This window comes from Mycobacterium gastri (assembly GCF_002102175.1).
GTDB classification, from domain to species: Bacteria; Actinomycetota; Actinomycetes; order Mycobacteriales; family Mycobacteriaceae; genus Mycobacterium; species Mycobacterium gastri.
Genome location: NZ_LQOX01000073.1, coordinates 1 through 25,058 on the forward strand (window position 1 = coordinate 1; position 25,058 = coordinate 25,058).

The window sequence follows — 25,058 nt, forward strand, 5'->3', positions numbered from 1 at the left end:
GGGCGGGGCCGGCGGTTCCGCCGGTGTGGTCTACGGCACCGGGGGCGCCGGCGGCTCGGGCGGCGGGGGCGACGGATTCGGCGGCGCCGGCGGTGGCGGCGGCAACGGCGCTCTTCTCTTCGGTGCCGGTGGTGCCGGTGGCGACGGCGGGGCTAGCTTCAACACCGGCGGGGCCGGCGGGACGGGAGGCCGTGGCGGCCTCTTGGGTGGTACCGGTGGCGGCGGCGGTCAGGGCGGGTTCGGCCAGGCCTTGACCGGCGGAGTCGGCGGTGGCGGCGGCAATGGTGGTGTGTTGTTCGGCGGCGGCGGGGCCGGCGGTGGCGGCGGCGGCTCGAATATGGGCTCTGGAGGGGCTGGCGGCAGCGGCGGCAACGCCGCCATGCTCTTCGGCACTGGCGGCGGGGGCGGTACCGGCGGCACCTCTGCGACCGCTGCCGGCGGTGGCGGCGGTGCCGGCGGAAGTAGCGGTCGCCTCGCCGGCTCCGGTGGAGCCGGCGGGAATGGAGGCTTCGGCGACACGGCCGGCGGGGCCGGAGGGGCCGGCGGGGCCGCGATCGGGCTCTTCGGCAACGGCGGAGTCGGCGGTGCCGGCGGCGAAAGCGCCACCGCTTCAGGCGACGGCGGCGCCGGGGGTAGGGCCGCCCTGATCGGCGACGGCGGCAACGGCGGCCAGGGTGGATACAACTCTGCAGCTGGTACCCCGGGTGACGGCGGCAAGGGCGGCGACGCTCGGCTGATCGGGACTGGCGGTAACGGTGGCAATCGCGGATTGGGCGGCGGCGGAGGCGCGGTCGGCGGCTTCGGCGGCGCCGGCGGGCTGATATTTGGGCCAAATGGGATCGATGGGTTGTGACATTGCTGGCGATGCCGCCACCTGGCCACCTCAGCCGTTCCCGGTGCAGGAAGTCCGGCATGCGCAGACTGGGCGGGCAATGTCTTCGCCGGGATGAGTGCCGCGCCATTGGGCGACCACTCGCGGCAGAAACGGGGTCTTGGTGGTTCCTGACCCGCGGTCAGCCGCTCGGCCCGCAGCGATGGCGCGCGAGGCGGACGCCGTCAGGCTGGGTGACACCTCGGGCAGAACGCAGCGATGCTCAGGCCGACAATGAACCCGCGCGGTAGCCGTCGAGGTTACTGGTATCAGTCATGTCTGTCGCGATGTCGCCCTGCCATCCTTGATCAAGCTCATTACAGACCTGATGACCGGCAACGATCGCGGCTTGTGGTGTCGCGAAGTTGATGTCCTAGGATTTCAACGCGTTCGGAAACGCCTGATCGACCCCGCCGGCATGCGCGGTCTGGGCTGTCACGCTCGCCAGGCCAAGCAGTGTGAATACCAGCGCAACGCCGGTTACTAGGCCGGCCAATTGTGATCGTACGGGTTTGGGCGAAGCACTTGCCTGGTCGCCATTGTTGGAACCTCCCTGCTGAGAATTGCTGCGGCAAGCCGAGCGGCCGATCTCGCGGTCATTACACGTCATGATTGGACGAATGAAGTCCGCGAGTGTCGAGACCGTGTACTGATTGGAAACGGTGGCTGAATTCACCGAGTTCGGCTCGTCTGGCGAGGCCAGGCTAATGGCGCAACGGTACTATTCCCTATGACTGCGAGGAAGGCAGCGGCATGGCGGATGGTCACCGCGCCGGCGGCGACCATTTATCTGTACCATTCAGGAAATTGAATTGAAAATCAACCGATTTGGCGTCGCACTGAGTGTTCTGGCCACCGCCGCGGTGACGTTGTCGGCGTGTGGTATTGACAACAATGCTTCCGGCGGAAGCGCGACAACGCGCGGGTCGTCGGCGAATGTTCCTTGTGGCGGCAAGCCGACTCTGAAGGCCAGTGGTTCCACCGCTCAGGAAAATGCAATGACCCGCTTTGTCGAGGCTTTCGAACGAGCGTGTCCCGGGCAGTCTTTGACCTACACTGGTAATGGTTCCGGAGCTGGGGTCAGCGAATTTACGGGCGGCCAAACCGATTTCGGCGGTTCGGATTCGCCGCTGAGCAAGGACGAGTATGCCAAGGCGGAGCGGCGCTGCGGCTCGCCGGCGTGGAACCTGCCGATGGTGTTCGGCCCCATCGCCATCGCCTACAACGTCAACGGTCTGACTTCGCTGAACCTCGACGCTCCGACTGCAGCCAAGATCTTCAACGGCGGCATCACTACCTGGAACGATCCTGCGATTCAGGCGCTGAACTCAGGTATCTCCTTGCCCGCTAAGCCAATTCGTGTCGTTTTTCGCAGCGACGAGTCCGGAACCTCGGATAACTTCCAGAGATATCTCGATACCGCTTCGGGCGGCGCGTGGGGCAAGGGCGCCGGAAAAACGTTCAACGGCGGTGTCGGCGCGGGCGCGCAGGGCAACGCCGGCGCCGCCGCGGCCGTGAAGAGCGGCGACGGGTCGATCACCTACCTCGAATGGTCGTTCGCCCAGGCACAACACCTGAACACGGCCAAGATCGTCACGTCGGCCGGTCAAGACCCGGTAGCGATCAGCACGGATTCGGTGGGGAAGACGATTTCCGCTGCCTGGGTACTCGGGGAGGGCAATGACCTCGCCCTCGACACGATCTCGTTCTACCGGCCAAACGAGCCCGGCTCCTACCCGATCGTGCTGGCGACGTACGAGGTTGTGTGCTCTAAGTATCCCGATAAGCAAGTCGGTACGGCCGTAAGGGCTTTCCTGCAAAGCACGATCGGCGCCGGCCAGAATGGTCTGAAGGACAACGGATATATCCCCATTCCGGACGCGTTCAGCTCGCGATTGTCGACCGCGGTCAATGCCATCTCGTGAGCAGAGGTCGTTTTGCCCCGAAGGCCGCACGCCACTTTGCGGACCGGAATGACGTGGCGGCGCACGTGAGACGACGACACACAATGTTCCAGGGTTTTTCTCGCGGTAGTCATCTCAATGTTTCACGGAATTTTCCCGCCTAGTAAGGGTGAGATGCCATGGACTTCATCGCTTTGCCCCCTGAGGTCACGTCGGCGCTAATCCACTCGGGACCTGGAGCGGAATCACTTCTTGAGGCCGCCAATGCGTGGCAGCGGCTATCCGTTGAAATGGAGGAAACGGTTCGCGCCTTTGTCCCGGCGCTGTCCTATGCGGCTGAGGCCTGGCACGGTCCGTCCTCGTCGGTGATGATCGACGCTGTTGGGCCCTACCTCAGCTGGATGCGCACCACCGCGCAGCAGTGCCAGCAGCTGGGATCCTCGGCGCAGCTCGCGGCAGCGGCATTCGGCTCTACTCTCTCGACGGTGGTTCACCCCGCGGCGGTCAGTGCCAACCGGACCCAGTTGGCAGAGTTGCTGGTCACCGACGAATTCGGCAGAAACCTTGCGGCCATCGCCGAGACCGAAGCGCAGTACGAAACCATGTGGGTGAACAATTCGGCGGCCATGTATCGCTATGAGGCAGCCTCGGCGCAAGCTCTCGCGCTGACCCAGTTCGCTTCGCCGCCTTCGATTGTCGATCCGGCGGGGCTGGCTGCACAAGCCAACCTGGCGCCGACCGTTGCCGCCACTGCGGCACCCGCTGCCGCTGTCTCCCCGGTGGATGCGGTATTGCAGACGCTTGGCGTCACCTTCGACCCCAACAGCGGCTGGTTCGGGCTGGCCAACACCTATGCCAACCAATTCATCTCGTCAGGCTTTCCGATCAACCTCTTCAGTTACTTGGCGCAGAACACTTCGGCTCAGGCACTGCAGGCCGTGGCCCCCGATATCGCCGCGGGCCTATCCGAAGGGGAATCGGCCCTTGGGGAAACGGCGGAGAGTTTTTCCAGCGCGGTCAGGGCCCTTGGTGCCGCAGAAGCGCCGACAGCAGCGGTAGGCGTCGGAGTTTCGATGGGCAACCTCACCGCTCCGCCTGCTGTGGTGGGGCTGTTGCCTGCTGCGCAAACGCCGGTGCGGCTTGCGTCGGCGGTGTCGCCGCTTCCTCCGGGCGAGTCCGGTTTCCCCATGCTCCCGCCGCTGATGCCACCGCCGATCTCGGCAGGCAGTGGTTGGCGCAAGAGGAAGCAACAGAAGTACGAAGATCTTGAATACGGTTTGGAGCTCAAGGGTACGGTGATGCCCCGACCGCCATCAGCGGGATGAGTGGTGATCCCGCCGCCGAAATATCCGAGGTATTCAACCCCGGCGCGGCGGCGGTCGGTAACTTGGCCGTCATGCCGTGGGCGCGATGGCTCTTGACGCTCCTTCTCGTGGCATGCCTGGCCGGTTGCGGGCAGGGGCACGTATCGGCGGCCCGTTCTCGAGATCAGGCCGGAACATTACAGTTCGGCGGTTTGAAGCGGACCTACATCGTGCATTCACCACCGGGTGCGCCGGTGGGGTTGGTGCTCAACCTGCACGGGGGTGGTGGCACCGGCGCCGGACAGCAGAGTCTTTCGGGCTTTGACTCCGTTGCCGACGCCAACAACCTGCTGGTGGTCTATCCCGACGGCTACGACAAGAGCTGGGCCGACGGGCGGGGTGCCTCGCCGGCGGACCGCCGTCATCTCGACGACATCGGCTTTCTGGTAGCGCTGGTGAGCAAGCTGCAAAGCGAGTTTTCCGTTCCCGCAGGCCACGTCTTTGCCACCGGAATGTCCAACGGTGGATTCATGTCCAACCGGTTGGCGTGCGACCGCGCCGATGTGTTCGCCGCGATCGCGCCGATCGCCGGCACCCTGGGCGTGGGTGTGGCCTGCAACCCGTCGCGGCCGGTCTCGGTGATGGAAGCGCACGGCACCGCCGATCCGGTGGTGCCGTTCAATGGTGGGAAGGTGCGCGGCCGCGGCGGCCTCAGCCAAGCCATCTCGGCGGCCAGCATGGTCGAGCGCTGGCGCGCGGTCGACGGCTGTCAGGGCGATCCCGCCGTGGACGAACTGCCCAACGTCGGCGATGGAACCGTGGTACGCCGTTATGACTCGCGGTCGTGTGTGGCCGGGACCGAAGTGATCTTCTATCGAATCGACAACGGCGGGCACACCTGGCCCGGCGGCAAGCAATATCTGCCCAAGACGATCGTCGGTACCACCACTCGCGCCTTCGACGGGTCGCAAGCCATTGTGCAGTTCTTCATGTCGCACGGCCGGGCCCAAGAGTAACCAGGTGTCCTGCGATCAGGAATTCGTTGACGGCAGATGAGGTGCGGCGTTCGCACATTCGTCGATGACCTGCGGCGTATGAGCCGTTGCCGCCACCTGCCTACCGTCAGTGGCCAGACACCCGCCTCGGTGGCCACGTCTTTGTCGGATTTTTCTGCGGCGCAACCCAACACGATAGGGCACCGCAGCGGCAACGCTTGCGAGGACGTCAGCAGCAGTGCCACGCCAGCCGCCGCAGAGTAATACTCGGAAAAGCGCCGGAATCGTGCAATCATGAGCAGCATCACATCTTCCAACGGCCAACAAGTTGCCGGGTTGGAGGGCCACAATGTCGTATCTCATCGCCGCACCAGACATGTTGACGACAGCGGCCGCAGATGCGGCGGGTATCGCCTCCTCGGTGCGGGCCGCGAACCTGGCGGCGTTGTCACCGACCAGCACGCTGATGGCTGCGGCTGCTGACGAAGTGTCGGCGGCGATTGCGTCGCTGTTTTCCGGCCACGCCCAGGAATACCAGGCGCTCAGCGCGCAGGCGGCGGTGTTTCATGAGCAATTTGTGCAGGCATTGAGTGCCGCCAGCGGGGCATATGCGGCCGCGGAGGCGGCCAATGTCAACCTGTTGCAGACCCTCGTCGACGACGTTTTGGGTGTGATCAATGCGCCCACGAACTTCCTGTTGGGCCGTCCGTTGATCGGCGACGGGCTTGACGCGATGCCCGGCACCGGGCAACCCGGTGGGGCCGGCGGGATTCTGTGGGGCAATGGCGGCGCCGGTGGGTCGGGTCCGGTGGGACAGCGGGGAGGGCCCGGCGGCAATGCCGGGTTGATCGGTAACGGTGGCGTCGGCGGCACCGGAGGTATCGGAGGCGGAGCCGGCGGAACCGGCGGCACGGGCGGCTGGCTGCTGGGCAACGGCGGGGCCGGAGGCACCGGCGGGCTCGGCATAGGATCCATCGCAGCCGGGACCGGTGGGTTGGGCGGAAGAGCGTTGTCCTTGTTCGGCGCCCCGGGAGCCACCGGCAGCGTTGGCGCGCATCCAGCGGTACTGTCGGTGTCTCAACAACAGGCCCTTGCTCTGCTTTCGATGGCACCAGACGCGAATTTCCTGTTGATCGGCACGGACGGCACAAATCTGGCCGCAATCCTGGCCGACCCCGCTGGCACCCCGAACTTCCACGCGCTGATGCAGCAAAGCGTCACCTCCGCGTCGACGATCGTCGGACACACCAGCATCTCCAACCCCTCATGGACGACGATCCAGACCGGTGTGTGGAGCGAGACGGCCGGCGTGACCAACAACGTCTTCACCCCGTGGACGTATGACACCTGGTCTACCGTGTACAACCAACTCGAGGGCACCTGGGGCGATCAGGTCAACACCACGGTCATCGCCAACTGGCCTATCATCACCGACATCGCCGGCGCCGGCTCGTACCCGGCCGACAAGATCGAATTCGTCCCGCAGATCCCGGGCGACACGAACTGGATAGCGACGCAGAACTTGGTCGGCCAGAAGTCTCAAGCCGCGATTCTGGCCGCCGATCCAAACAAGGGCAATCTCATTTTCTCCTACTTTGTAGGTGTCGATGAAAACGCGCACATGTATGGCGGCGATTCGCCGCAGTACCAGGCGGCCATCCGGAACATGGACTACAACCTCGGTTCCCAAACCTCAGGCGGTGGTGGCCTGTTGGGAGCGGTATGGCAGTGGGAGTTTAACAACCCCACCGAGCAGTTCTCCACGCTCGTGGTCACCGACCATGGTGAAAGCGGACCCCAAAACTTCAGCCTCACTCATGGCTTCCAATCACCCCGTGAGACAGCGACATTCCTCATCTTCGATCAGGCCTTCAATAATGTGAGAGATGGGTTTATCAATAACTCGTGGCAAATCGTCAGCACGACGCCGACGATCATGGATCAGTTCGGCATTCCGCCGCTGCCTTATATGCAAGGTGCGCCCCTGACGTCCTCCCTCTTCGACGGCACTTACGTTGATCCCGGCGCCAATCTATTCAGTGTGCTCAGCGCCGATTTCGCCGGACAGGGGTATCCCGATATCGCGACCAACCTGAGTCTGGGGTCGCGCACGGTCGCGGCCACGATTCCCTACCTGGTGTACTCCCCGATACAAAACATCGTCGATGCGGTGCCCAGCTTCTTACAGCTACCCGTCTCATGGATCGGCGCCGGCGTCTACCAGTCGCTTAACATCCCCGCACAGATCTGGGTCCGGCTCACCGGTGTGACCGGCAACGACATCATCCCGCCGGTTCTCAACCCATTCCTCACCTAAATGAGGCCAGCCGCGGGCAGGCCCCGCGGCTCGAGGCCGCCACCGGGTACACCCACGGGTGGGGGGTCATCCATTGCGGCAAGGACACCGGCCCGGCCAGCTTGCCGTCGCTCTTGGACGGCCCGCTGGCCAAGATCGAACCGGCGACACCGCGCTACCAGTTGCCCGCACTTAGCGGCCCGCCTTGTCGAACTATCCCGCTACCTAATCCTGCGGATTCCCCAAACCTGGCCCCGGGCAAGAAATTCGCGGCCGCCGTGAACCGCGTCCGCGGTATCTTCTGATCCCGCATCGAAAACGGCGGGCATACCTGGCCGGACGGCAAGCAATATCTGCCCAAGGCGATCGGGGACCACCACGCGCGCGCTTTCGACCGGTCGCGAGCCATTGTGCAGGTCTTTATGGCACGGCCGGAATTAGGTCAGTGCTGGCAGGTAGGGCACCAGAACTGGAGTCGCTCGGCGCTGCCGCCGGCGTGGAGATATTCGATGCGGGTTCCGCAGCGCCGGCAGGGTTCACCGGCTCGTCCGTGGACCCACAGCCGCCGACCGGCCCGGGTGTCGCCGGTGGTGCAGCGGCTCCAGCGAAAACGGTTGGCCCACAGCATCTCTCGCGCACGGGTGGCGAGGTGCCGCGGATCGGTGATTGCGCTGACCGGCGCCGTCGGCAGATGTCCGCTGACAAAACACAGCTCGTTGCAATAGACATTGCCGATCCCGGCCAGTACATGCTGATCCAGCAGCGCCTCGGCGATGGGCCGCTCCGGATCGGCGGCCAGGTTGGCGGCCGCAACCGCGGCATCCCAATCCTCGCCCAACAGGTCGGGTCCCAGATGCGCGACGACGGCGCCGTCGCTGTCAGTGTTCAGCAGCTCCAGTACGCCCAGGTCGACACCGACCGCCCGAATGTTGCCTGCCTCCAAGATGATTCGCACCCGATGGTCCACCCGAACCGGGCGCTCGGCAACTCGCCAGCTGCCGTCCATCTTCAAGTGGGAGTGAATGCTGACCCCGCCGACTCTGATGAACAGATGCTTACCCCGACTGAGCACCTCGTCGACCGTCAACCCGCTGAGGTCGACGGCGGCAAACCGCGGCACCCGGATATCGCAGCGGGTCAGCGTCCGGCCGGCGAGCTGTTGCCGCAGTAGGGCCGCGGTGTGCCAGACGGTGTCACCCTCGGGCATGGCTCACCGCAGCCGCAAACCGCGCGGGGTGCGGACGAACCCGGCTCCTAAGAGCGCCGCCAGAGCCTCGGTCACCTGGCGCGGCCCGCCGGGTTGCAGCACCGGGACCCCGTCGACTCGCTCCACCAGAATCGCGGCGACTCGCCGGGACGCCACCAGATCGGCCAGCGTGACGGCCGCCGCGTGGCTGGCCCCCAGGTCGTCGGTGAAGGTCAGCAACGTTCTGCCGCCGCGCTCGAGGAACCAGGCCAGCTCGCCGTCCACCAGCACGACCAGCGCCCCTGCCTTACGGCCCGGCCGGGCCCCGGCGGCACGTTCGCTGATAGGCCAGGGCAGTGCGGCTCCGAAGGGGTTGGCCGGGTCGGTGGCGGCCAGTGCGACGGCCCGGTATTCCGGCCGCTGCGGGTCGATTCCGTCGAGGTAGCTGCGCAGCCGGTCCACGGTGGATGCGACCGCGAACTGGGCGCCGCCCAACGATTCGACGAAGTAGCCGCGCTGGCAGCGGCCGGCCTCCTCGAACGCGCTCAACACCTTGTACAGGGTGGCGAACCCGCCCGGCACACCCTCGGCGGCCGCCGCGCCCTTGGTCAGCACGCCGTGGCGGTTCAACAGCAGCTCGGCGTGATAGTGGGCCCGCAGCGTGGAGTCCGGCTCGGGAGGCGGCAGCGCCGACCATCGCCCCGCCACCGTGGGGTCGGCGGCACGCGACTGGGCATGCGCGACGCTGTATCGGCTCAGCCGCGGCGGGCGGTGTCCGCGGTGCGCGGGGGCGGACCGCCTGCGGGCACCAGGGCCGCCGCCGAGGATCGCGCGCGCCGGCGCGAACGTGTCGCCGGTGACCCAGCCGGCCCAGATCAGTTCCCAGAGGGCGGCTTTGAGGTCGGCCTCGGCATGTCCGTTGCCGGTGAGCTGGCGGAAGAAGTACGCGCCACCGCCGGCCAGCGTGTCCAGGATTGCCCGATGGGCGTCGGTGAACTCGACCTCGGCGGGCTGGTTGGGAGGCAATGCCAGGGTCAAGGGAGCGGAATCGGCGAGGTGCAGGCTAATCCAGCCGTCACTGGCCGAGATCGACCCGGCGCCCGACCAAATGACCTCGCCGCTGGCGAGCAGCTCGTCGAGCATCGCCGGGGAGTACTCGCGGACTCGCGGGGCCAGCACCAGTGGCTCCAGCGCCGAAGCCGGAATCCGCACCCCGGCAAGCTGATCGATCACCGTCGCGAGCCGGTCGACGCCGCCGGCGTCGGTGGAGCCCACTTGGTGCCACTCAGGCAGGAAGCGGCCGTAGGCCGCGGTGCTCACCGGCTCGACCTGGGACCGCAGCGCGGCCAGCGACCGGCGCCGCAGGATGCGCAGCACCTCGGCGTCGCACCATTGCTCGGATCCGGCGCCGGAGCTTGCGGCGGCAACAAAGTCACCGCGTACCAGCCGGCCGTCACTGGCCAGCCGGCCCAGCACGTCGGCAGTCACCCGCAGGCCCAGGCCGAACCGGGCCGCGGCCTCGGCCGTGGTGAACGGCGGGTGGGTGCGCGCGTAGCGGCCCAGCAGCTCGCCCAGCGGGTCGGCGACTTCTTCGGTGAAGGTTGCCGGCAGTCCCACCGGAACCGCGGCCCCGACGCCGTCGCGGAGCCGGCCGATGTCTTCGACGGCCACCCACCAATTGCGGCCGGCGAAGGACACCGGCAGGGCGCGCCGGGCCGCGCGCAAGCCCTCCAGCCAGCCCCCGATGTCGGGTGCGCTCGCACGCGCGGCGACTTCGTCCTCGGTGAGCGGACCCAGCAGCCGCAGCAGGTCCGCCACGCCTTCGGCGTCGCGGGCCGCCCGGTCGGCCGTCAGGTGCTGCAACTGGCGACCGGTCGCGGCGATGACCTGCGGGTCCAGCAGCTCGCGCAACTCGACGCGGCCCAGCAGCTCGGCCAGCAGGGTGCTGTCCAGCGACAGTGCCGCGGCGCGGCGCTCGGCCAGCGGGACATCACCCTCGTAGATGAACGCACCGACGTAACCGAACAGCAGCGAGGCGGCGAACGGGGAGGGTGTGGCCGTGTCGGCCTCGGCTATCCGCACCCGGCGCTGGGCGATATCGGTCATCAGCCGGGTCAAGGTCGGGACGTCGTAGACGTCTTGCAGGCACTCTCGGACGGTTTCCAGCACGATCGGGAAGTCGGGGTATTTGCGGGCCACCTCCAGCAGCTGGGCAGCGCGCTGCCGCTGATGCCACAACGGCGACCGGCGGCCGGGGTGGCGGCGGGGCAGCAGCAAAGCCCGCGCCGCCGACTCCCGGAACCGGGAGGCGAACAGCGCCGACTCGCCCACCTCGGCGGTGACGATGGCGTCCACCTCGTCGGCGTCGAAAACGAACAATTCCGGGCCGGGCGGGCTGTCCCCAGAATCGGGCAGCCGTACCACGATGCCGTCGTCGGAGGCGGTGGGCTTCTCATCGATGCCGTAGCGCTCCCGCAGCCGTCGGCCCACCGCCAGCGCTAGCGGCCCATGCACCCGCAGCCCGTACGGGGAGTGCAGGACCACCCGCCAATCACCCAGCTCGTCGCGGAACCGCTCGACCAGCAGGGTGGTGTCGGTGGGCACCACCCGGGTGGCGGCCCGCTGCTCATCCAGCAGGCCCCACAGGTTGTCGGTCGCGTAGTCGTCGAAACCCAAAGCGGCACAACGCTTACCGACCGCGTCGCGGTCCAGGCGGGCCAGCTGGCCGGTCAGCTGGCCCAGCGCGGCGCCCAGCTCGGCCGAGCGGCCGACGTCGTCACCGCGCCAGAACGGCAACCGGGCCGGCTGGCCCGGCGCGGGAATCACCAGCACCCGATCGTGGGTGATCTCGGTGATGCGCCAGCTGCTGGCCCCCAGCGAGATCACGTCGCCGGGCCGCGACTCGTAAACCATCTCTTCGTCGAGTTCGCCTACCCGTGAGGGCTTTTCGGTGGCCAGCCACACGGTGAACAGCCCCCGGTCGGGGATGGCGCCGCCGGAGGTGACGGCGAGTCGCTGCGCGCCCGGCCGCGCGGTCAGCGTGCCGGTGTCGCGGTCGTAGACCAACCTTGGCCGCAGCTCGGCGAACTCGGTCGACGGGTACTTGCCGGACAGCAGATCCAGGGTGGCCTCGAACGCGCTGCGCGGCAGGGTCGCGAACGGGGCGCTGCGGCGCACGGTGTCGAACCAGCGGTCGGCGTTCAGCGGCTCCAGCGCTGCCGCCGCCACGGTGTGCTGGGCCAGGATGTCCAGCGGATTGGCGGGCACCCGCATGGTCTCGATCTGGCCGGCCAGCATGCGGTGCACGCTCACCGCACAGCCGAGCAGGTCGGTGCGGTGCTTGGGAAACAGCACTCCCCGCGAGATCTCGCCGACCTGATGGCCGGCCCGCCCGATGCGTTGCAGGCCGCTGGCCACCGACGGCGGCGCCTCCACCTGGATCACCAGATCCACCGCACCCATGTCGATGCCCAGCTCCAGGCTCGACGTCGCCACCACCGCCTTGAGCAGCCCGCGTTTGAGGTCCTCCTCGACCAGCGCGCGCTGCTCCTTGCTGACCGATCCGTGATGGGCGCGCGCCAGCACCAGCGGGGCGCCGAAGCTCTGGCCGCTGGCCATGATGTGGGCGGGTGCGCCGCCGGCCACCTGCGGGTTGGTCTTCTGATCAGGCGCGGCGGCGAGTTCCACGCCGCAGCGTTCGGCGTGAATTTCGTTGAGCCGCGCGGTGAGTCGTTCGGCCAGCCGCCGCGAGTTGGCGAACACGATGGTCGAATTGTGCGCTTCGATCAGGTCGACCAGCCGGGCCTCGACATCGGGCCAGATCGAGTTGTTCGCCAGGTTGGCCATGTCGGGCACCGGCACCTGCACCGACAGCTCCAAGGTTTTGGCCGCGGGGGGCGCGACGATGGTAGTCGGCGACTGTCCGGACAAGAACCGGGCGAGTTCCTCGGGCGGACGCACGGTCGCCGACAGGCCGATACGCTGCGCGCGGCGTCTTCCCGACGGCCCCGGCGCCAGGTCGTCGAGGCGCTCCAGCGACAGCGCCAGATGAGCGCCCCGCTTGGCGGCCGCGATGGCGTGGATCTCGTCGACGATGACGGTCTCGACGTGGGCCAGCGTCTCGCGGGCGGCCGAGGTCAACATCAAAAACAGCGACTCGGGCGTGGTGATCAGCACGTCGGGGGGCCGCGCGATGAGCTGGCGACGCGCTGCGGGTGGGGTGTCACCGGAGCGGACCCCGACGCTGATGTCGGGCGCGGGCAGACCTCGGCGCTCGGCGAGCCGGGTCAGCCCCGCCAGCGGGGTGCGCAGGTTGCGCTCGACGTCGACCCCGAGCGCCTTGAGCGGGGAGACGTAGAGGACGCGTGTTCCGGCCTGTCGATCCGGCGCGGCGGCCAGGCTGTCGAGCGCCCACAGGAAGGCGGCCAGCGTCTTGCCCGAGCCCGTCGGAGCAATGACCAAGGTGTTGTCGCCATCGGCGATGGCGGCCCAGGCGCCGGCCTGCGCCGCGGTCGGTGCGACGAACGTGCTGGCGAACCAGTCGCGGGTAATCGCGCTGAATCGGCCTAGCGGGTCAAAGCTCACCTGACCATCGTGCCAACGGGCACCGACAAGTCACGATTGCGGCAAGTCGCGTGCGGTTGCCATCGCATGGGCCAGTTCCTCGGGAATCTGTGGCACCCGGGCTATCGCGTCCAGCAGCGTGTGCGCACAGGCGTCGGCAAGGCGTTCGGCGTCGGTGGTGGGATCCATGATCCGCTGACGGCAGATTTCGAAGGTGAACGCGATCCAGCCGTAGATGATCACCCGCAGGTCGCGCTCGACCTCCGGCTCCAGCGCGGTGCTGCCCGGGATGCCGCTGACGACCTCGCCGATGCGGGTCATGACGTGTTCCATCTGGCGGTTCTTGGCTTCGTCGTCGATGCCCAGCAGCACCGGGTCCGACCGGCCGAGGCCGACGTAGGCCGCCCAGGCCGCTTCCGGGTTCTGCTGGTGATAGGCCATATAGGCCAGCACGCCGGTGCGGATCTCCTCGAACATCGTCAGGCCCGGGGCCGGCGGCTTGTTGGTGGCCGCGTACAGCCGGTCTGCCTCGTCCTTGACGACGGCGGCGAAGAACGCCCGCTTGTCGGGAAAGTAGTGATACATCAGCGCGCGCGACACCCCGGCGCGCTCCGCGATCTCATCGATGCGGACCTCGTCGTAAGGTCGCTTCCCGAAAACTTCCGCCCCCAGGGCCAGCAGTTCGGCGCGTCGGTCCTCAGGGGATAACCGCCTCCTGGCTGTCGCCATGGGGACGATATTACTCATGTCGACTACCAGCTCCGCTAGACCTGATTCTCAGCCGAACCGCACACCCTGGGCCAGCGGCAGCTCGCGGGAGTAGTTGATCGTGTTGGTGGCGCGGCGCATGTAGGCCTTCCAGGCGTCCGAACCGGACTCGCGCCCGCCCCCGGTTTCCTTCTCGCCGCCGAACGCGCCGCCGATCTCCGCACCGGAGGTACCGATGTTCACGTTGGCGATTCCACAGTCGGATTCGTCGAGGAAGCGCTGCGCCTCGCGCAGGTCATTGGTGAAGATTGCCGACGACAGCCCTTGCGGCACAGCATTATTGAGCGCGATAGCGTCGTCGAGCTCGTCATAAACCAGCACGTAGAGGATGGGCGCGAAGGTCTCGGTCGCCACGATGGCCGTCTGCGACGGCATCCGGACCACGGCCGGCGCAACGTAGTACGCGCTCGGGTGCTCGTCCTGGTGGCGCGCACCGCCGATGACCTCGCCGCCATCGGCGCGGGCCTGTTCGAGCGCTCCCACCATGTCGCGGTAGGCGGTCTCGTGGATGAGCGGGCCGACCAGGGTGCCCGGTACCGACGGGTCACCGATGGGCAGCGTCCGGAAGGCCGCGGCAACACGCGCCACCACGTCGTCGGCTATCGAGCGGTGCACGATCAGCCGACGCAGACTGGTGCAGCGCTGTCCGGCGGTGCCGGCGGCGGCGAACACGATGCCCCGCACCGCCAGCTCCAGATCGGCCGACGGCGTCACGACGGCCGCGTTGTTGCCGCCCAGCTCCAGCAGCACCCGGCCGAACCGGGCGGCGACACGCGGACCGACCTGACGGCCCATCCGCACCGAACCGGTCGCCGACACCAGCGCCACCCGCGGGTCGTCGACGAGCAGCGCTCCCAGATCCGCCTCGCCCAACAGCAGGCCGCTCACCGAGGCCGGGGCACCGACGTCGGCGGCCGCCCGGGTCAGCAATGCCTGACAGGCCATCGCCGTCAGGGGTGTCAGCTCCGAGGGTTTCCACACCACGGTGTCCCCGCACACCAGCGCCACCGCGGCGTTCCACGCCCACACCGCGACCGGGAAGTTGAACGCGGTGATCACCCCGACCACGCCGAGCGGATGCCAGGTCTCCATCAGCCGGTGCCCCGAACGCTCCGAGGCGATGGTGCGCCCGTAGAGCTGGCGCGACAGACCGACCGCGAACTGGCAGATGTCGATCATCTCCTGGACTTCGCCCAGCGCCTCGGCGGTGATCTTGCCGACTTCGACCGTCACCAGCGTGGCCAGGCCGTGTCGGTGCGTGGTGAGCAACTCCCCGAGCCGGGACACCAGCGCGCCGCGCACCGGTGCGGGCGTGCCGCGCCAGGTCGAGAACGCCCGCACCGCCTCGGCGATCGTGCGATCGGACTGCTCGGGCGTGGTGTAGCCGAGGGTGAACAACGACTCGCCGGTGATCGGGGTGCTGACCGGCATCCCGTGCCCGCCCGGCTCGCCCAGGCCGGCGGTCACCCCGATCGCGTCGAAAACCCCCAGGACCCGGTCACGTAGCTCGTTGGTGCTGGTCATGCGTCGGCCTCCTTGGCCTGCGCTTCATACAGTGCGTAGGGGTCGCGGATATCGCGTCCGATGGCTCCGGCCAACCACTCCACGCCGTAACCGCAATTGTCGACCGCATCGGCGGCACGGGCATCGCTGCCGTCGCCGTCCGGATTGGAGCAGAAGATGCCGGCCGCCGAGGCCGGCAGGAAGTCCTCGTAGACGATGGGCGCCGACGGGTCGCCGCCGCTGCGATAGTCTCCGGCCATGGGTGACAGGCTCGACGACATCGACCGGATTCTGGTGCGCGAGCTGGTCGCCGACGGGCGTGCCACCCTCTCGGAGCTGGCCGCCAGTGCCGGCCTGTCGGTCTCGGCGGTCCAGTCGCGGGTACGCAGACTGGAGTCGCGCGGCGTGCTGACCGGGTATTCGGCGCGGGTCAACCCGGAGGCCGTCGGGCACCTGCTGTCAGCGTTCGTGGCCATCACTCCTCTGGACCCTTCACAACCCGATGATGCGCCCGCCCGGCTGGAACACATCGATGAAATCGAAGCGTGTCACTCCGTGGCCGGCGAGGAGAGTTACGTCCTGCTGGTGCGCGTCGAGTCCGCCCGGGCGCTGGAGGACCTGCTGCAGCGAATCCGGACAGCCGCCAACGTGCGCACTCGAAGCACCATCATTCTGAATACTTTTTATAGCGACCGGCAGTTCATACCATAATCTTTCCGGTAGATAGGATCTGACTCCGTAAAACCACGCCTAGCATGGTGATATGACTGCCGCCGTAAGACCGTCTGCCCACATCCGCCGGCACCTCGGACCAGACCAGGTCCACGAGGTGTTGGGCCGCAGCATCCTGGTCGACGGCCTCGACCTGGTGCTCGATCTGTCCCAGTCGGCCGGCAGCTATCTGGTCGACGCCCGAACCGGCCGGCGCTACCTCGACATGTTCACCTTCGTCGCCTCGTCGGCGCTGGGCATGAACCATCCGGCGCTGGCCGGTGACGAAGAATTCCGCGCCGAACTCACCGAGGCCGCGTTGAACAAACCCAGCAACTCCGATGTGCATTCGGTGGCGATGGCTCGCTTCGTCGAGACCTTCGTCAGGGTGTTGGGCGACCCGGCGCTACCGCATCTGTTCTTCGTCGAAGGGGGCGCTTTGGCGGTGGAGAACGCCCTCAAGGTCGCATTCGACTGGAAGAGCCGCCACAATCAGGCGCGCGGCATCGACCCGGCGCTCGGCACCCGGGTGCTGCACTTGAGCGGGGCATTTCACGGCCGCAGCGGTTACACCCTGTCGCTCACCAACACCAAACCCGTCACCGTGGCCCGCTTCCCGAAATTCGACTGGCCGCGCATCGAAGCGCCCTATGTCCGACCGGGTCTAAGCGAGTCGGACATGGATGCGCTGGAGGCCGAGTCGCTGCGCCAGGCCCGGGCGGCATTCGAGGCGCATCCCCATGACATCGCCTGTTTCATCGCCGAGCCCATCCAGGGAGAAGGCGGCGACCGCCACTTCCGGCCCGAGTTCTTCGCGGCGATGCGCCGGTTATGTGACGAATACGATGCGTTGCTGATTTTCGACGAGGTGCAGACCGGCTGTGGGATCACCGGAACCGCGTGGGCCTACCAGCAACTGGGGGTGGCGCCCGATGTCGTGGCCTTCGGCAAGAAGACACAGGTGTGCGGGGTGATGGCAGGCCGTCGCGTCGACGAGGTCGCCGACAATGTGTTCGCCGTCAAGTCGCGACTCAACTCGACGTGGGGCGGAAATCTGGTCGACATGGTGCGGGCCCGCCGCATCCTGGAGGTGATCGAAAACGACGGGCTCTTCGAACACGCGGCCCGGCAGGGCCACCACCTGCGCGCCCGGCTCGACGAGCTTGCCCACGACTTCCCGGGCCTGGTGCTCCATCCGCGCGGCCGTGGGCTGATGTGTGCCTTCAGCCTGCCGACCACCGCGGACCGTGACGACGTGATCCGCCGGCTGTGGCAACGCGCGGTGATCGTGCTGCCGGCCGGTGACGACGGGGTGCGCTTCCGTCCGGCGTTGACCGTCACGCGCGCCGAGATCGATGCCGCGATCGCCGGTGTACGTGCCGCGTTGACGGCTGTGACCTAGTCGGGGGTATGGAAACGTTCTACTCCGCGAACGCGGGATTGGGGTTCAGGAATGCAGAAAGCACGCGAACGGTCATCTGGTGACCGCTTAGGACAGGACGACGCCGAAGTTCGCGCCGCCATCCGGTTCGCAGTCCTGGCCGCGGGCGCTGGTGTGGGCTTTGTCATCATGGCGGCCTTGTGGGTCAGCACATGCGGCGCCAGAGCGGGCCTGGACACGGTGGCCTGTGGCCCGCCGGAGCGGATTCTGCTGGCCCTCGGCGGCCCGCTGATTCTGTTGGCCGGTGGAATCTGGGCCTTCATCCGCACCTATCAGGTGTGGCGAGCTCGCGGTACCTGGTGGGGATGGCACGGCGCCGGATGGTTCTTGTTGACGCTGATGGTGGTGGCCGTGTCCATGGGTGTTGCTCCCATCGCCGGACCGGCCCTGGCGGCTGGTTGGTTCTGACCCCTACCGCGCCAACGGCTGGCCAGCTAGCGGCTTCCAGTGCCGGCTGGCGCCTCACCGCAAGAACCGGCCGACGGTTTTGTTTTACCAGTGGCGCCAACGGGGTATCAGGTGTGAATCATGACGAGTACTGGCTTTGCGGTGCCGGCACTGTCACCCCATCATCGGGGACAGAATCACGAAGGCACCGACATCGATTGCTGCGGCAACCGCGATCAACACCACCAAGGTGATCCCGGCGATCACCGCGATACGCCGGAGCCGGCGCGTCCGGATTGTGTCGGTCAGGTCCGCCTCGTCCATGGCTGGTTGAATACCCGGTGGCGACCATGACCAACCGGTTAGAACGCGCGGCCCAGAACGGGCCTCCGGGAGGCGATCGGAAAGGGACCGAAATCGACAGCCAAATCGGGACCCGAATCAGTAGTAGTAGTGTCGGTCAAAAATTGCCGGGAGGCCACATGAGCGATGCCGATGCGCGTCCCAACAGGCACCAACGGGGCGACCGCGCCGTCGAGCTGAACGTTGCTGCGCGCTTGGAGAATCTGGCGATCCTGCGCACCCTGGTCGGCGCCATCGGCACCTTCGAGGACTTGGATTTCGATGCGGTGGCCGACCTGAGACTGGCGGTCGACGAAGTGTGTACCCGGCTGATCCGTTCCGCCACACCGAACGCGACCTTGACGCTGGTGGTCGACCCGCGCGACGACGAACTCGTGGTGGAGGCGTCCGCAATGTGCGACACCCACGACGTCGTGGCACCGGGCAGCTTCAGCTGGCATGTCCTGACGTCGCTGGCCGACGACGTCCAGACTTTCCACGACGGTCGCATGCCCGACGCCGCCGGCAGCGTGTTCGGCATTGTGTTGACGGCCCGACGGGCGGCCTCTGGCAGGTGACGCCGCGTGCTGCCGGCGGTTCTGCTTCACGGCCGAACGAATACGCCGATGTCCCGGAGATGTTTCGTGAGTTGACCGGTTTTGACCCCGACTCACCGGATTTCCAGCGCCATCGCGACAAGATCGTGGAGCGCTGCCTGCCGCTGGCCGATCACATCGCCCGGCGATTCGAGGGACGCGGCGAACCCCGCGACGACCTGATTCAGGTCGCCCGGGTCGGACTGGTCAACGCGGTAGTCCGCTTCGACGTCGAGACCGGGTCGGATTTCGTCTCGTTCGCCGTGCCCACCATCATGGGGGAAGTCCGGCGGCACTTCCGGGACAACAGTTGGTCAGTCAAGGTTCCCCGTCGGCTGAAAGAACTGCACCTGCGGTTGGGCACCGCCACCGCCGAGTTGTCGCAGCGGCTCGGCAGGGCACCCACCGCTACCGAACTCGCCGCCGAACTCGATATGGACCGCGCCGAGGTCGTCGAGGGGCTGGTGGCGGGCAGCTCCTACAACACGCTGTCCATTGACAGCGGTGGTGGTAACGAAGACGACGACGCCCGGGCCATCGCGGACACACTCGGCGACATGGACGCCGGCCTGGACCGGATCGAAGATCGCGAGTCGCTTCGCCCGCTGCTCGAGGCACTGCCCGAGCGCGAGCGCATGGTGTTGATCCTCCGGTTTTTCGAGTCGATGACGCAGACCCAGATCGCCGAGCGGGTCGGCGTCTCCCAGATGCACGTGTCCCGGCTCCTGGCGAAATCGCTAGCGCGGCTCCGCGACCAGCTCAAGTAGGCGCAGGACGTAGCTCCGGGCCGCTGAGAACTCAACCCGTTTTGCGGCTACCCGGCGGGTGCCGGGGCGACAACATTCTCCGATCCGACTCAGAGAATCGCTGGTAGGGGTTGGCGCGGTGAGCGGCTACTTGATCTCGGCGAGCACCGTGCCCTGGGTGATGGCCGCCCCGGCTTCAACGGCCAGCCCGGTGATGACACCGTCCTTGTGCGCGGTGACCGGGTTCTCCATCTTCATCGCCTCGAGGACCACCACCAGATCGCCCGTCACCACTTCCTGACCTTCTTCGACCGCGACCTTCACCACGGTGCCCTGCATGGGCGCGGTCACGGCGTCGCCGGAGGCTACCGCACCGCTGTGGGCGCCACGCTTGCGCGGCTTGGGCTTGCGTCGGATGACACCGACCGAGTCGCACCCGCCGCCGGACAGTGCGAGGTCGGCCGGCAGTGATACCTCGACCCGGCGGCCGTCGACCTCGACGATCACCTTCTGCCGCGGCCGGGCGTCCTCTTCGTCGCTCGGCTCACCGCCGGTGAAGGGTTCGACGGTGTTGTTCCACTCGGTCTCGATCCAGCGGGTGTGCACCGAGAAGCCGTGCTCGTCGCCGATGAACGCCGGGTCGGACACCACCGCCCGGTGGAAGGGGATCACGGTGGCCAGCCCCTCGACTTCGAATTCGGCCAGCGCGCGGCGGGCGCGGGCCAGCGCCTCGGCGCGGTCGGCGCCGTGCACGATCAGCTTGGCCAGCATCGAGTCGAACTGGCCGCCGATCACCGAGCCGGTCTCGACGCCGGAGTCTATGCGGACCCCCGGGCCCGCGGGCGGGTGGAACTTGGTCACCGGGCCGGGGGCGGGCAGGAAGCCCCGTCCGGCGTCCTCGCCGTTGATCCGGAACTCGATGGCGTGGCCGCGCGGGGTGGGGTCCTCGGTGATGTCGAGCGTCTCGCCGTTGGCGATCTTGAACTGCTGCAGCACCAAGTCTATGCCGGCGGTTTCCTCGGTGACCGGGTGCTCGACCTGAAGGCGGGTGTTGACCTCCAGGAAGGAGATCAGGCCGTCCTGGCCGACCAGGTATTCGACGGTTCCGGCGCCGTGGTAGTGGGCCTCCTTGCAGATCCGTTTGGCCGAATCGTGGATTTCCTTGCGCTGGAAGTCGGTCAGGAACGGTGCCGGCGCCTCTTCGACCAGCTTCTGGTAGCGACGCTGCAGCGAGCAGTCCCGGGTTCCGGCGACCACGACGTTGCCGTGCTGGTCGGCGATCACCTGGGCCTCGACGTGGCGCGGCTTGTCCAGGTAACGCTCGACGAAGCACTCGCCGCGGCCGAACGCGGCGGTGGCTTCCCGCACGGCCGACTCGTACAGTTCGGGGATTTCATCGATGGTGCGGGCCACCTTCATGCCCTTGCCGCCGCCGCCGTGCGCCGCCTTGATCGCGATCGGCAGCCCGTATTCGTTGGCGAAGGCGATCACCTCGTCGGCGTCTTTGACCGGGTCGGGCGTGCCGGGCACCAGCGGCGCCTGGGCGCGGGCGGCGATGTGACGGGCGGTGACCTTGTCGCCGAGGTCGCGGATCGACTGCGGGCTGGGCCCGATCCAGATCAGGCCGGCGTCGATCACGGCCTGGGCGAAGTTGGCGTTTTCCGCCAGGAAGCCGTAGCCGGGATGGATGGCATTGGCGCCGGACTTGGCCGCCGCGTCGAGCAACTTTTCGAAGTCCAGGTAGGACTCGGCCGAGGTTTGACCGCCCAGGGCGAACGCCTCGTCGGCCAGCCGTACGTGTGGAGCGTCCGCGTCGGGTTCGGCGTAGACGGCCACGCTGGCCAGACCAGCATCCCGGGCCGCCCGGATCACCCGGACCGCGATCTCGCCGCGGTTGGCGACCAGAACTTTTGTGATCCTGGAGCTGGCGTGACTGGCCACTGCGCCTCCTGTAGGGCTGACGTCTTTAAGAGATTTTCTTACAAGTCTTGTTCCGGGAAGTTTATGCGTCGCGCCGTGGGGCCGGTCACGCGGTTCCCCGATTCAAACCGTTTCGCGCAGTCGGCGCTTGATCCGGGCGAGCATCGCCGACATGCCGCGCAGTCGAAGCGGGCTGATCAGAGCGGCCAAACCCAGTTCGGCGTAGAAATCCTCGGGCACCGCCAGGATGTCGGCCGCTGGCTGCCCGTCCAGCCCGGCGGCCAGGATGGAGGCGAATCCGCGGGTGGTCGGCGCTTCGGCCGGCGCGCTGAAGTGCAGACGCACTCGTTGCGGATTGCTGGCGTCGACGTGCAGGAACAGCGGGGACTGGCACTCGGGCACGGGCTCCATGGCGGACTCGGCGAGCTCGGACGGTAGCGCTGGAAGTTCGTCGGCGAATTCCAGCAGCAGCTTCAGCTTGTCCTGGCCCTGGACTTCGGCGAAGTCGGACACCACCTCGGCCAGCGGCGCGGGCAGACTCATCGCTGCGGCACGGCTCCCGGATCTTCTCCCGCGACGATCGGCGCGCGCACGGTGTTGCCCCATTCGGTCCACGACCCGTCGTAGTTGCGGACGCCGGGCTTGCCGAGCAGATGCGTGAGCACGAACCAGGTGTGACTGGACCGCTCGCCGATGCGGCAATAGACGACGGTCTTGTCGTCCGGGCTCAAGAAGCCGTAGAGCTCTTCCAGCTCCTCGCGGCTGCGGAACCGCCCGCTCTCGTCGACCGCCTTACTCCAGGGAATCGACCGGGCGGTGGGAATGTGGCCGCCGCGCAGCACGCCTTCCTCGGGGTACTCGGGCATGTGGGTCCGCTTGCCGGTGTATTCGTCGGGTGAGCGTACGTCGATCAGCGGCTGGTTGCCTAGGATGTCCAGTACCTCGTCTTTGAACGCGCGGATGGGGGCGTCGTTGCGCTGCACCACGGGGTAGCCGGTCGACGTCTTGTCCGGCACCTCCAGGGTGGTGTCCCGGCGCTCGGCGAGCCAGAGGTCACGTCCGCCGTTGAGCAGGCGCACATCGGGGTGACCGAACAGGGTGAAAACCCAGAGCGCGTAGGCCGCCCACCAATTGCTCTTGTCGCCGTAGATCACCACGGTGTCGTCGCGGGCAATGCCCTTGCGGTCCATCAAAGCGGCGAACCGCTGGCCGTCGATGTAGTCGCGCACCGTTGGGTCGTTGAGGTCGGTATGCCAATCGACCTTGACCGCACCCGGAATATGGCCGACGTCGTAAAGCAGGACGTCCTCGTCGGATTCGACGATCGCCAGGCCGGGCGCGCCCAGGTGGGCGGACAGCCAATCGGCGGTCACGAGCCGTTCGGGGTGGGTATAGGCCGACAAGGTGGGACTCGGATCTGTGGGCACGGGCACGTTATCGAGCCTACCGCTGGCCGCCCGGGATAGCTCGGAGCCACCAGGCCGGGATGAGGGTGGTCGGTTGCGGCCTTGGTGCGCGAAGGAATTTCCGAATGGAATTTCGGAATGGGTTGTTGTTGTCCCCCGAGTGGGGGACAGGTTAATCATCCTTTATCGACCGTTTGGTGGACAGATCCGGCTTGGTCGCCACGGAATAGTCGAAGCTAACTCCACGAGGAAACGCATCGACCGCTCACCTCTATGCGCAATACCGCGGCGACCCAGACTAGTGCATGTACCAGGGAGAAAGGGGGTGAAACCATGTCATATGAACTGCTGTTCGTCGAGGAAGAATTCTGCGTCGCAGAGGTTGTTCTGTCAGTCGACAACAATAACGCCTGATGCGCCAGGCGATCCTCAATAAGACGTGCGCATGCTGAGAATGGGCCTGGCGGGGGCCCACCAGTGTGAGATCCTCGCCAGGCCCGTTCTGGTCTGTGGTGAAGTTCGTTCCGGTGCCCAACAAGTGTGCAATCATGCCAGAAATGTCTTTGGTGTTGAGGGCTTTGCCGAAACATCGTCTTCAGCTGCGATAGAACATAATCGATTTAAGTAATAGATGCGGCAATCGCTTGGGCGTTAACATTAATGCTTCTTGTCCAGGTCAATCGACGTCAACTGCCGATGCGGTTCGACCATGGTGGCGGACAAAAGCTTCTCCAACCTGTCGATCCAGGTGTGGATGGTGGCGGCGTCGTAGACATCGGTGCGAAATTCGACCACGCCGCTGATGCCAGCGGGCAGACCGGTGTCGGTGAAGTTTTCGGTCAACGACAACAGTAGGTCCGTCCGGCCGACCCCGGTGTGTAGCGGGACATTGGTGATATCCAGATCGCCCAACTCCCACTCGGCGGACTCGGTGTTGTGCCAGACCAGCATCACTTGCCGCAGTGAAGTGTGGCTTAGCGACGGGGTGGGGTTGAGCCGGTCGACGAGGACCCCGAAGGGAACGTCCTGGTGATCGAACGCCTGCAAGGTGCGCGCACGCACGTGGGCTAGCACCTGCGCAAAGGTGAGGTTATCGCCTAGCTGGGTGCGCACCACCATGCCGTTGGCGAAGACGCCGACCAGGCCATCCAGTATCGGATGGCTACGCCCGGCAACGTTTATTCCGATGGGAATGTCGTTGCTGCCGCTGAGTTCGGACAACAGCGCGGCCAGCGCTGCGTGGACGACCATGAAGCCGGTCGCGTGATAGTCGCGTGCCAGCCGGACTATCCGGTCATGCAGTACCGCCGACCAGTGCACGGCGAGCGTATCGCCACGGTAGTCGGCCACGGGTGGGTAGAGCCGATCAGTGGGTAGCTCGAGGCGTTCGGGGATACCGGCGAGCGCCATTTCCCAATACCGCAGTTGGGTCCCGAGCAAGCTCTGGGGGTCGGCCGGATCACCCAAGTACTCACGTTGCCACAGGGCGTAATCAATGTATTGGACGGGTAGTGGGGCCCAGGTTGGGGCATGCCCGGTGCAACGACTGAGGTAAGCGGCGCTTAGGTCAGACGCCAGTGGGGCCAGCGACCAACCATCAGCGGCAATGTGATGCAACGTGATGGCCAATACGTGCTCGTCATCGGCGACGCGCCAAAGCCGGGCGCGCAGGGGGATCTGGGTGGACAAATCGAAGGTGGCGCTGGCATGTGCGGTCAGGGATCGGTGGAGCCGCTGCCCGGACCACCCGGCGGCGTTGATGATTCGCCAGTCCAAGTCCACCCGTTCAATGGGCAAAACGACTTGATGTAATACACCGTCGACGCCGGTGAAAACAGTGCGCAAAGTTTCGTGGCGGTTCACCACATCAACCAGTGCGTGCCCCAAGGCGTCGACATCCAGCTCGCCACGCAATCGCAACGCCAAGGGCATGTGGTAAACCGGGGCGTCCGGCGCCAAATGGTGCATTTCCCACATTCGTTGCTGTGCGTAGGAGAGGGGTGTGTGTTGTGGTCGGGGGCGGGGTGTGAGTGGGGTTTGTGGTTGGTGTTGGGGTTGGGTGGTGATCCAGTGGGCTAGTGCGGAGATGGTGGGGGTTTCGAAGATGACGCGGATGGGG

Annotated in this window: 20 protein-coding genes and 2 pseudogenes; 10 read left to right on the top strand and 12 right to left on the bottom strand. The window is 66.7% G+C overall.

Annotation, left to right across the window (positions count from 1 at the left end; all coding sequences use genetic code 11):
- Positions 1-853, top strand: a pseudogene (locus AWC07_RS28000) (PE family protein); the annotation flags it as partial.
- 241 nt (positions 854-1,094) lie between these two features.
- Here the strand turns inward: AWC07_RS28000 and AWC07_RS28490 are convergent.
- Both AWC07_RS28490 and AWC07_RS28495 read right to left on the bottom strand, forming a co-directional pair.
- Entirely contained in the window at positions 1,095-1,241 is a 147-nt protein-coding gene (locus AWC07_RS28490) for a DUF732 domain-containing protein (RefSeq protein WP_341865242.1), read from the bottom strand.
- Between the two features lie 3 nt (positions 1,242-1,244).
- The gene (locus tag AWC07_RS28495; RefSeq protein ID WP_036418977.1) at positions 1,245-1,547 is read right to left on the bottom strand and encodes a hypothetical protein; all 303 of its coding nucleotides are present in this window, start codon (positions 1,545-1,547) and stop codon (positions 1,245-1,247) included.
- Between the two features lie 136 nt (positions 1,548-1,683).
- On the opposite strand from AWC07_RS28495, the gene pstS reads away from it, so the two are divergent.
- The 4 genes from pstS (at position 1,684) to AWC07_RS06735 (ending at position 7,391) form a co-directional block, all read left to right on the top strand.
- Complete coding sequence (pstS, locus tag AWC07_RS06720) at positions 1,684-2,796, top strand: phosphate ABC transporter substrate-binding protein PstS (RefSeq protein ID WP_036418979.1); 1,113 nt, start codon at positions 1,684-1,686, stop codon at positions 2,794-2,796.
- 158 nt (positions 2,797-2,954) lie between these two features.
- On the top strand, positions 2,955-4,100 hold the full coding sequence (locus tag AWC07_RS06725; protein WP_036418981.1) for a PPE family protein: 1,146 nt from the start codon (positions 2,955-2,957) through the stop codon (positions 4,098-4,100).
- A gap of 71 nt (positions 4,101-4,171) precedes the next feature.
- Positions 4,172-5,095, top strand: a complete 924-nt coding sequence (locus AWC07_RS06730; protein WP_036418987.1) for an extracellular catalytic domain type 1 short-chain-length polyhydroxyalkanoate depolymerase — start codon at positions 4,172-4,174, stop codon at positions 5,093-5,095.
- Between the two features lie 328 nt (positions 5,096-5,423).
- A complete protein-coding gene (locus AWC07_RS06735) occupies positions 5,424-7,391 on the top strand; it encodes a PE domain-containing protein (protein WP_085105004.1) in 1,968 nt (655 codons plus the stop codon).
- A gap of 421 nt (positions 7,392-7,812) precedes the next feature.
- Here the strand turns inward: AWC07_RS06735 and nei2 are convergent, their stop codons facing one another.
- The 5 genes and pseudogenes from nei2 to AWC07_RS06760 all read right to left on the bottom strand — a co-directional run.
- Positions 7,813-8,577: an endonuclease VIII Nei2 gene (gene nei2 / locus AWC07_RS06740; RefSeq protein ID WP_036420052.1), complete on the bottom strand. Its 765-nt coding sequence runs from the start codon at positions 8,575-8,577 to the stop codon at positions 7,813-7,815.
- Positions 8,578-8,580: 3 nt separating this feature from the next.
- Positions 8,581-13,140 carry an ATP-dependent helicase gene (locus tag AWC07_RS06745; RefSeq protein WP_036420054.1) on the bottom strand — a complete coding sequence of 1,520 codons (4,560 nt, stop codon included), beginning with the start codon at positions 13,138-13,140 and terminating at the stop codon, positions 8,581-8,583.
- Positions 13,141-13,170: 30 nt separating this feature from the next.
- Positions 13,171-13,848, bottom strand: coding sequence for a TetR/AcrR family transcriptional regulator (locus AWC07_RS06750; protein WP_036420056.1), 678 nt, complete (start codon positions 13,846-13,848; stop codon positions 13,171-13,173).
- A gap of 48 nt (positions 13,849-13,896) precedes the next feature.
- Positions 13,897-15,411 carry an L-piperidine-6-carboxylate dehydrogenase gene (gene amaB, locus AWC07_RS06755; protein WP_036420058.1) on the bottom strand — a complete coding sequence of 505 codons (1,515 nt, stop codon included), beginning with the start codon at positions 15,409-15,411 and terminating at the stop codon, positions 13,897-13,899.
- Positions 15,408-15,638: pseudogene (locus tag AWC07_RS06760) on the bottom strand (2-oxoadipate dioxygenase/decarboxylase family protein); the annotation flags it as partial. The pseudogene AWC07_RS06760 and the gene amaB, both read right to left, overlap by 4 nt.
- Positions 15,639-15,648: 10 nt before the next feature.
- Between AWC07_RS06760 and AWC07_RS06765 the strand changes: the two are divergent.
- Genes AWC07_RS06765 through AWC07_RS06775 form a run of 3 tightly spaced genes read left to right on the top strand, consistent with a single transcriptional unit; the run spans position 15,649 to position 17,950 of the window.
- On the top strand, positions 15,649-16,101 hold the full coding sequence (locus AWC07_RS06765; protein WP_036420062.1) for an Lrp/AsnC family transcriptional regulator: 453 nt from the start codon (positions 15,649-15,651) through the stop codon (positions 16,099-16,101).
- 52 nt (positions 16,102-16,153) lie between these two features.
- The gene (gene lat, locus AWC07_RS06770) at positions 16,154-17,503 is read left to right on the top strand and encodes an L-lysine 6-transaminase (RefSeq protein ID WP_036420065.1); all 1,350 of its coding nucleotides are present in this window, start codon (positions 16,154-16,156) and stop codon (positions 17,501-17,503) included.
- Between the two features lie 51 nt (positions 17,504-17,554).
- The gene (locus tag AWC07_RS06775) at positions 17,555-17,950 is read left to right on the top strand and encodes a hypothetical protein (RefSeq protein ID WP_036420068.1); all 396 of its coding nucleotides are present in this window, start codon (positions 17,555-17,557) and stop codon (positions 17,948-17,950) included.
- A gap of 153 nt (positions 17,951-18,103) precedes the next feature.
- On the opposite strand, the gene AWC07_RS27445 is transcribed toward AWC07_RS06775, so the two are convergent.
- A complete protein-coding gene (locus tag AWC07_RS27445) occupies positions 18,104-18,253 on the bottom strand; it encodes a hypothetical protein (protein WP_167380023.1) in 150 nt (49 codons plus the stop codon).
- A 158-nt stretch (positions 18,254-18,411) separates the two neighbouring features.
- Here AWC07_RS27445 and AWC07_RS06780 point away from each other — a divergent pair, with 158 nt between their 5' ends.
- Entirely contained in the window at positions 18,412-18,849 is a 438-nt protein-coding gene (locus AWC07_RS06780) for an anti-sigma factor (protein ID WP_036398130.1), read from the top strand.
- A complete protein-coding gene (locus AWC07_RS06785; protein WP_036420070.1) occupies positions 18,846-19,634 on the top strand; it encodes an RNA polymerase sigma factor SigF in 789 nt (262 codons plus the stop codon). Before AWC07_RS06780 ends, AWC07_RS06785 begins: the two co-directional genes overlap by 4 nt.
- Before the next feature lie 126 nt (positions 19,635-19,760).
- Here AWC07_RS06785 and AWC07_RS06790 read toward each other — a convergent pair whose 3' ends face one another.
- From AWC07_RS06790 to AWC07_RS06805, 4 genes are all read right to left on the bottom strand, one after another.
- Positions 19,761-21,554, bottom strand: coding sequence for an acetyl-CoA carboxylase biotin carboxylase subunit (locus tag AWC07_RS06790; RefSeq protein ID WP_036420072.1), 1,794 nt, complete (start codon positions 21,552-21,554; stop codon positions 19,761-19,763).
- 102 nt (positions 21,555-21,656) lie between these two features.
- Complete coding sequence (locus AWC07_RS06795) at positions 21,657-22,076, bottom strand: SufE family protein (protein ID WP_036420074.1); 420 nt, start codon at positions 22,074-22,076, stop codon at positions 21,657-21,659.
- The gene (locus tag AWC07_RS06800; protein WP_085105005.1) at positions 22,073-22,966 is read right to left on the bottom strand and encodes a sulfurtransferase; all 894 of its coding nucleotides are present in this window, start codon (positions 22,964-22,966) and stop codon (positions 22,073-22,075) included. The genes AWC07_RS06795 and AWC07_RS06800 overlap by 4 nt, the downstream gene beginning before the upstream one ends.
- A 630-nt stretch (positions 22,967-23,596) precedes the next feature.
- On the bottom strand, positions 23,597-25,058 hold a 1,462-nt coding region (locus tag AWC07_RS06805), incomplete at its 5' end, for a condensation domain-containing protein (protein WP_244187505.1).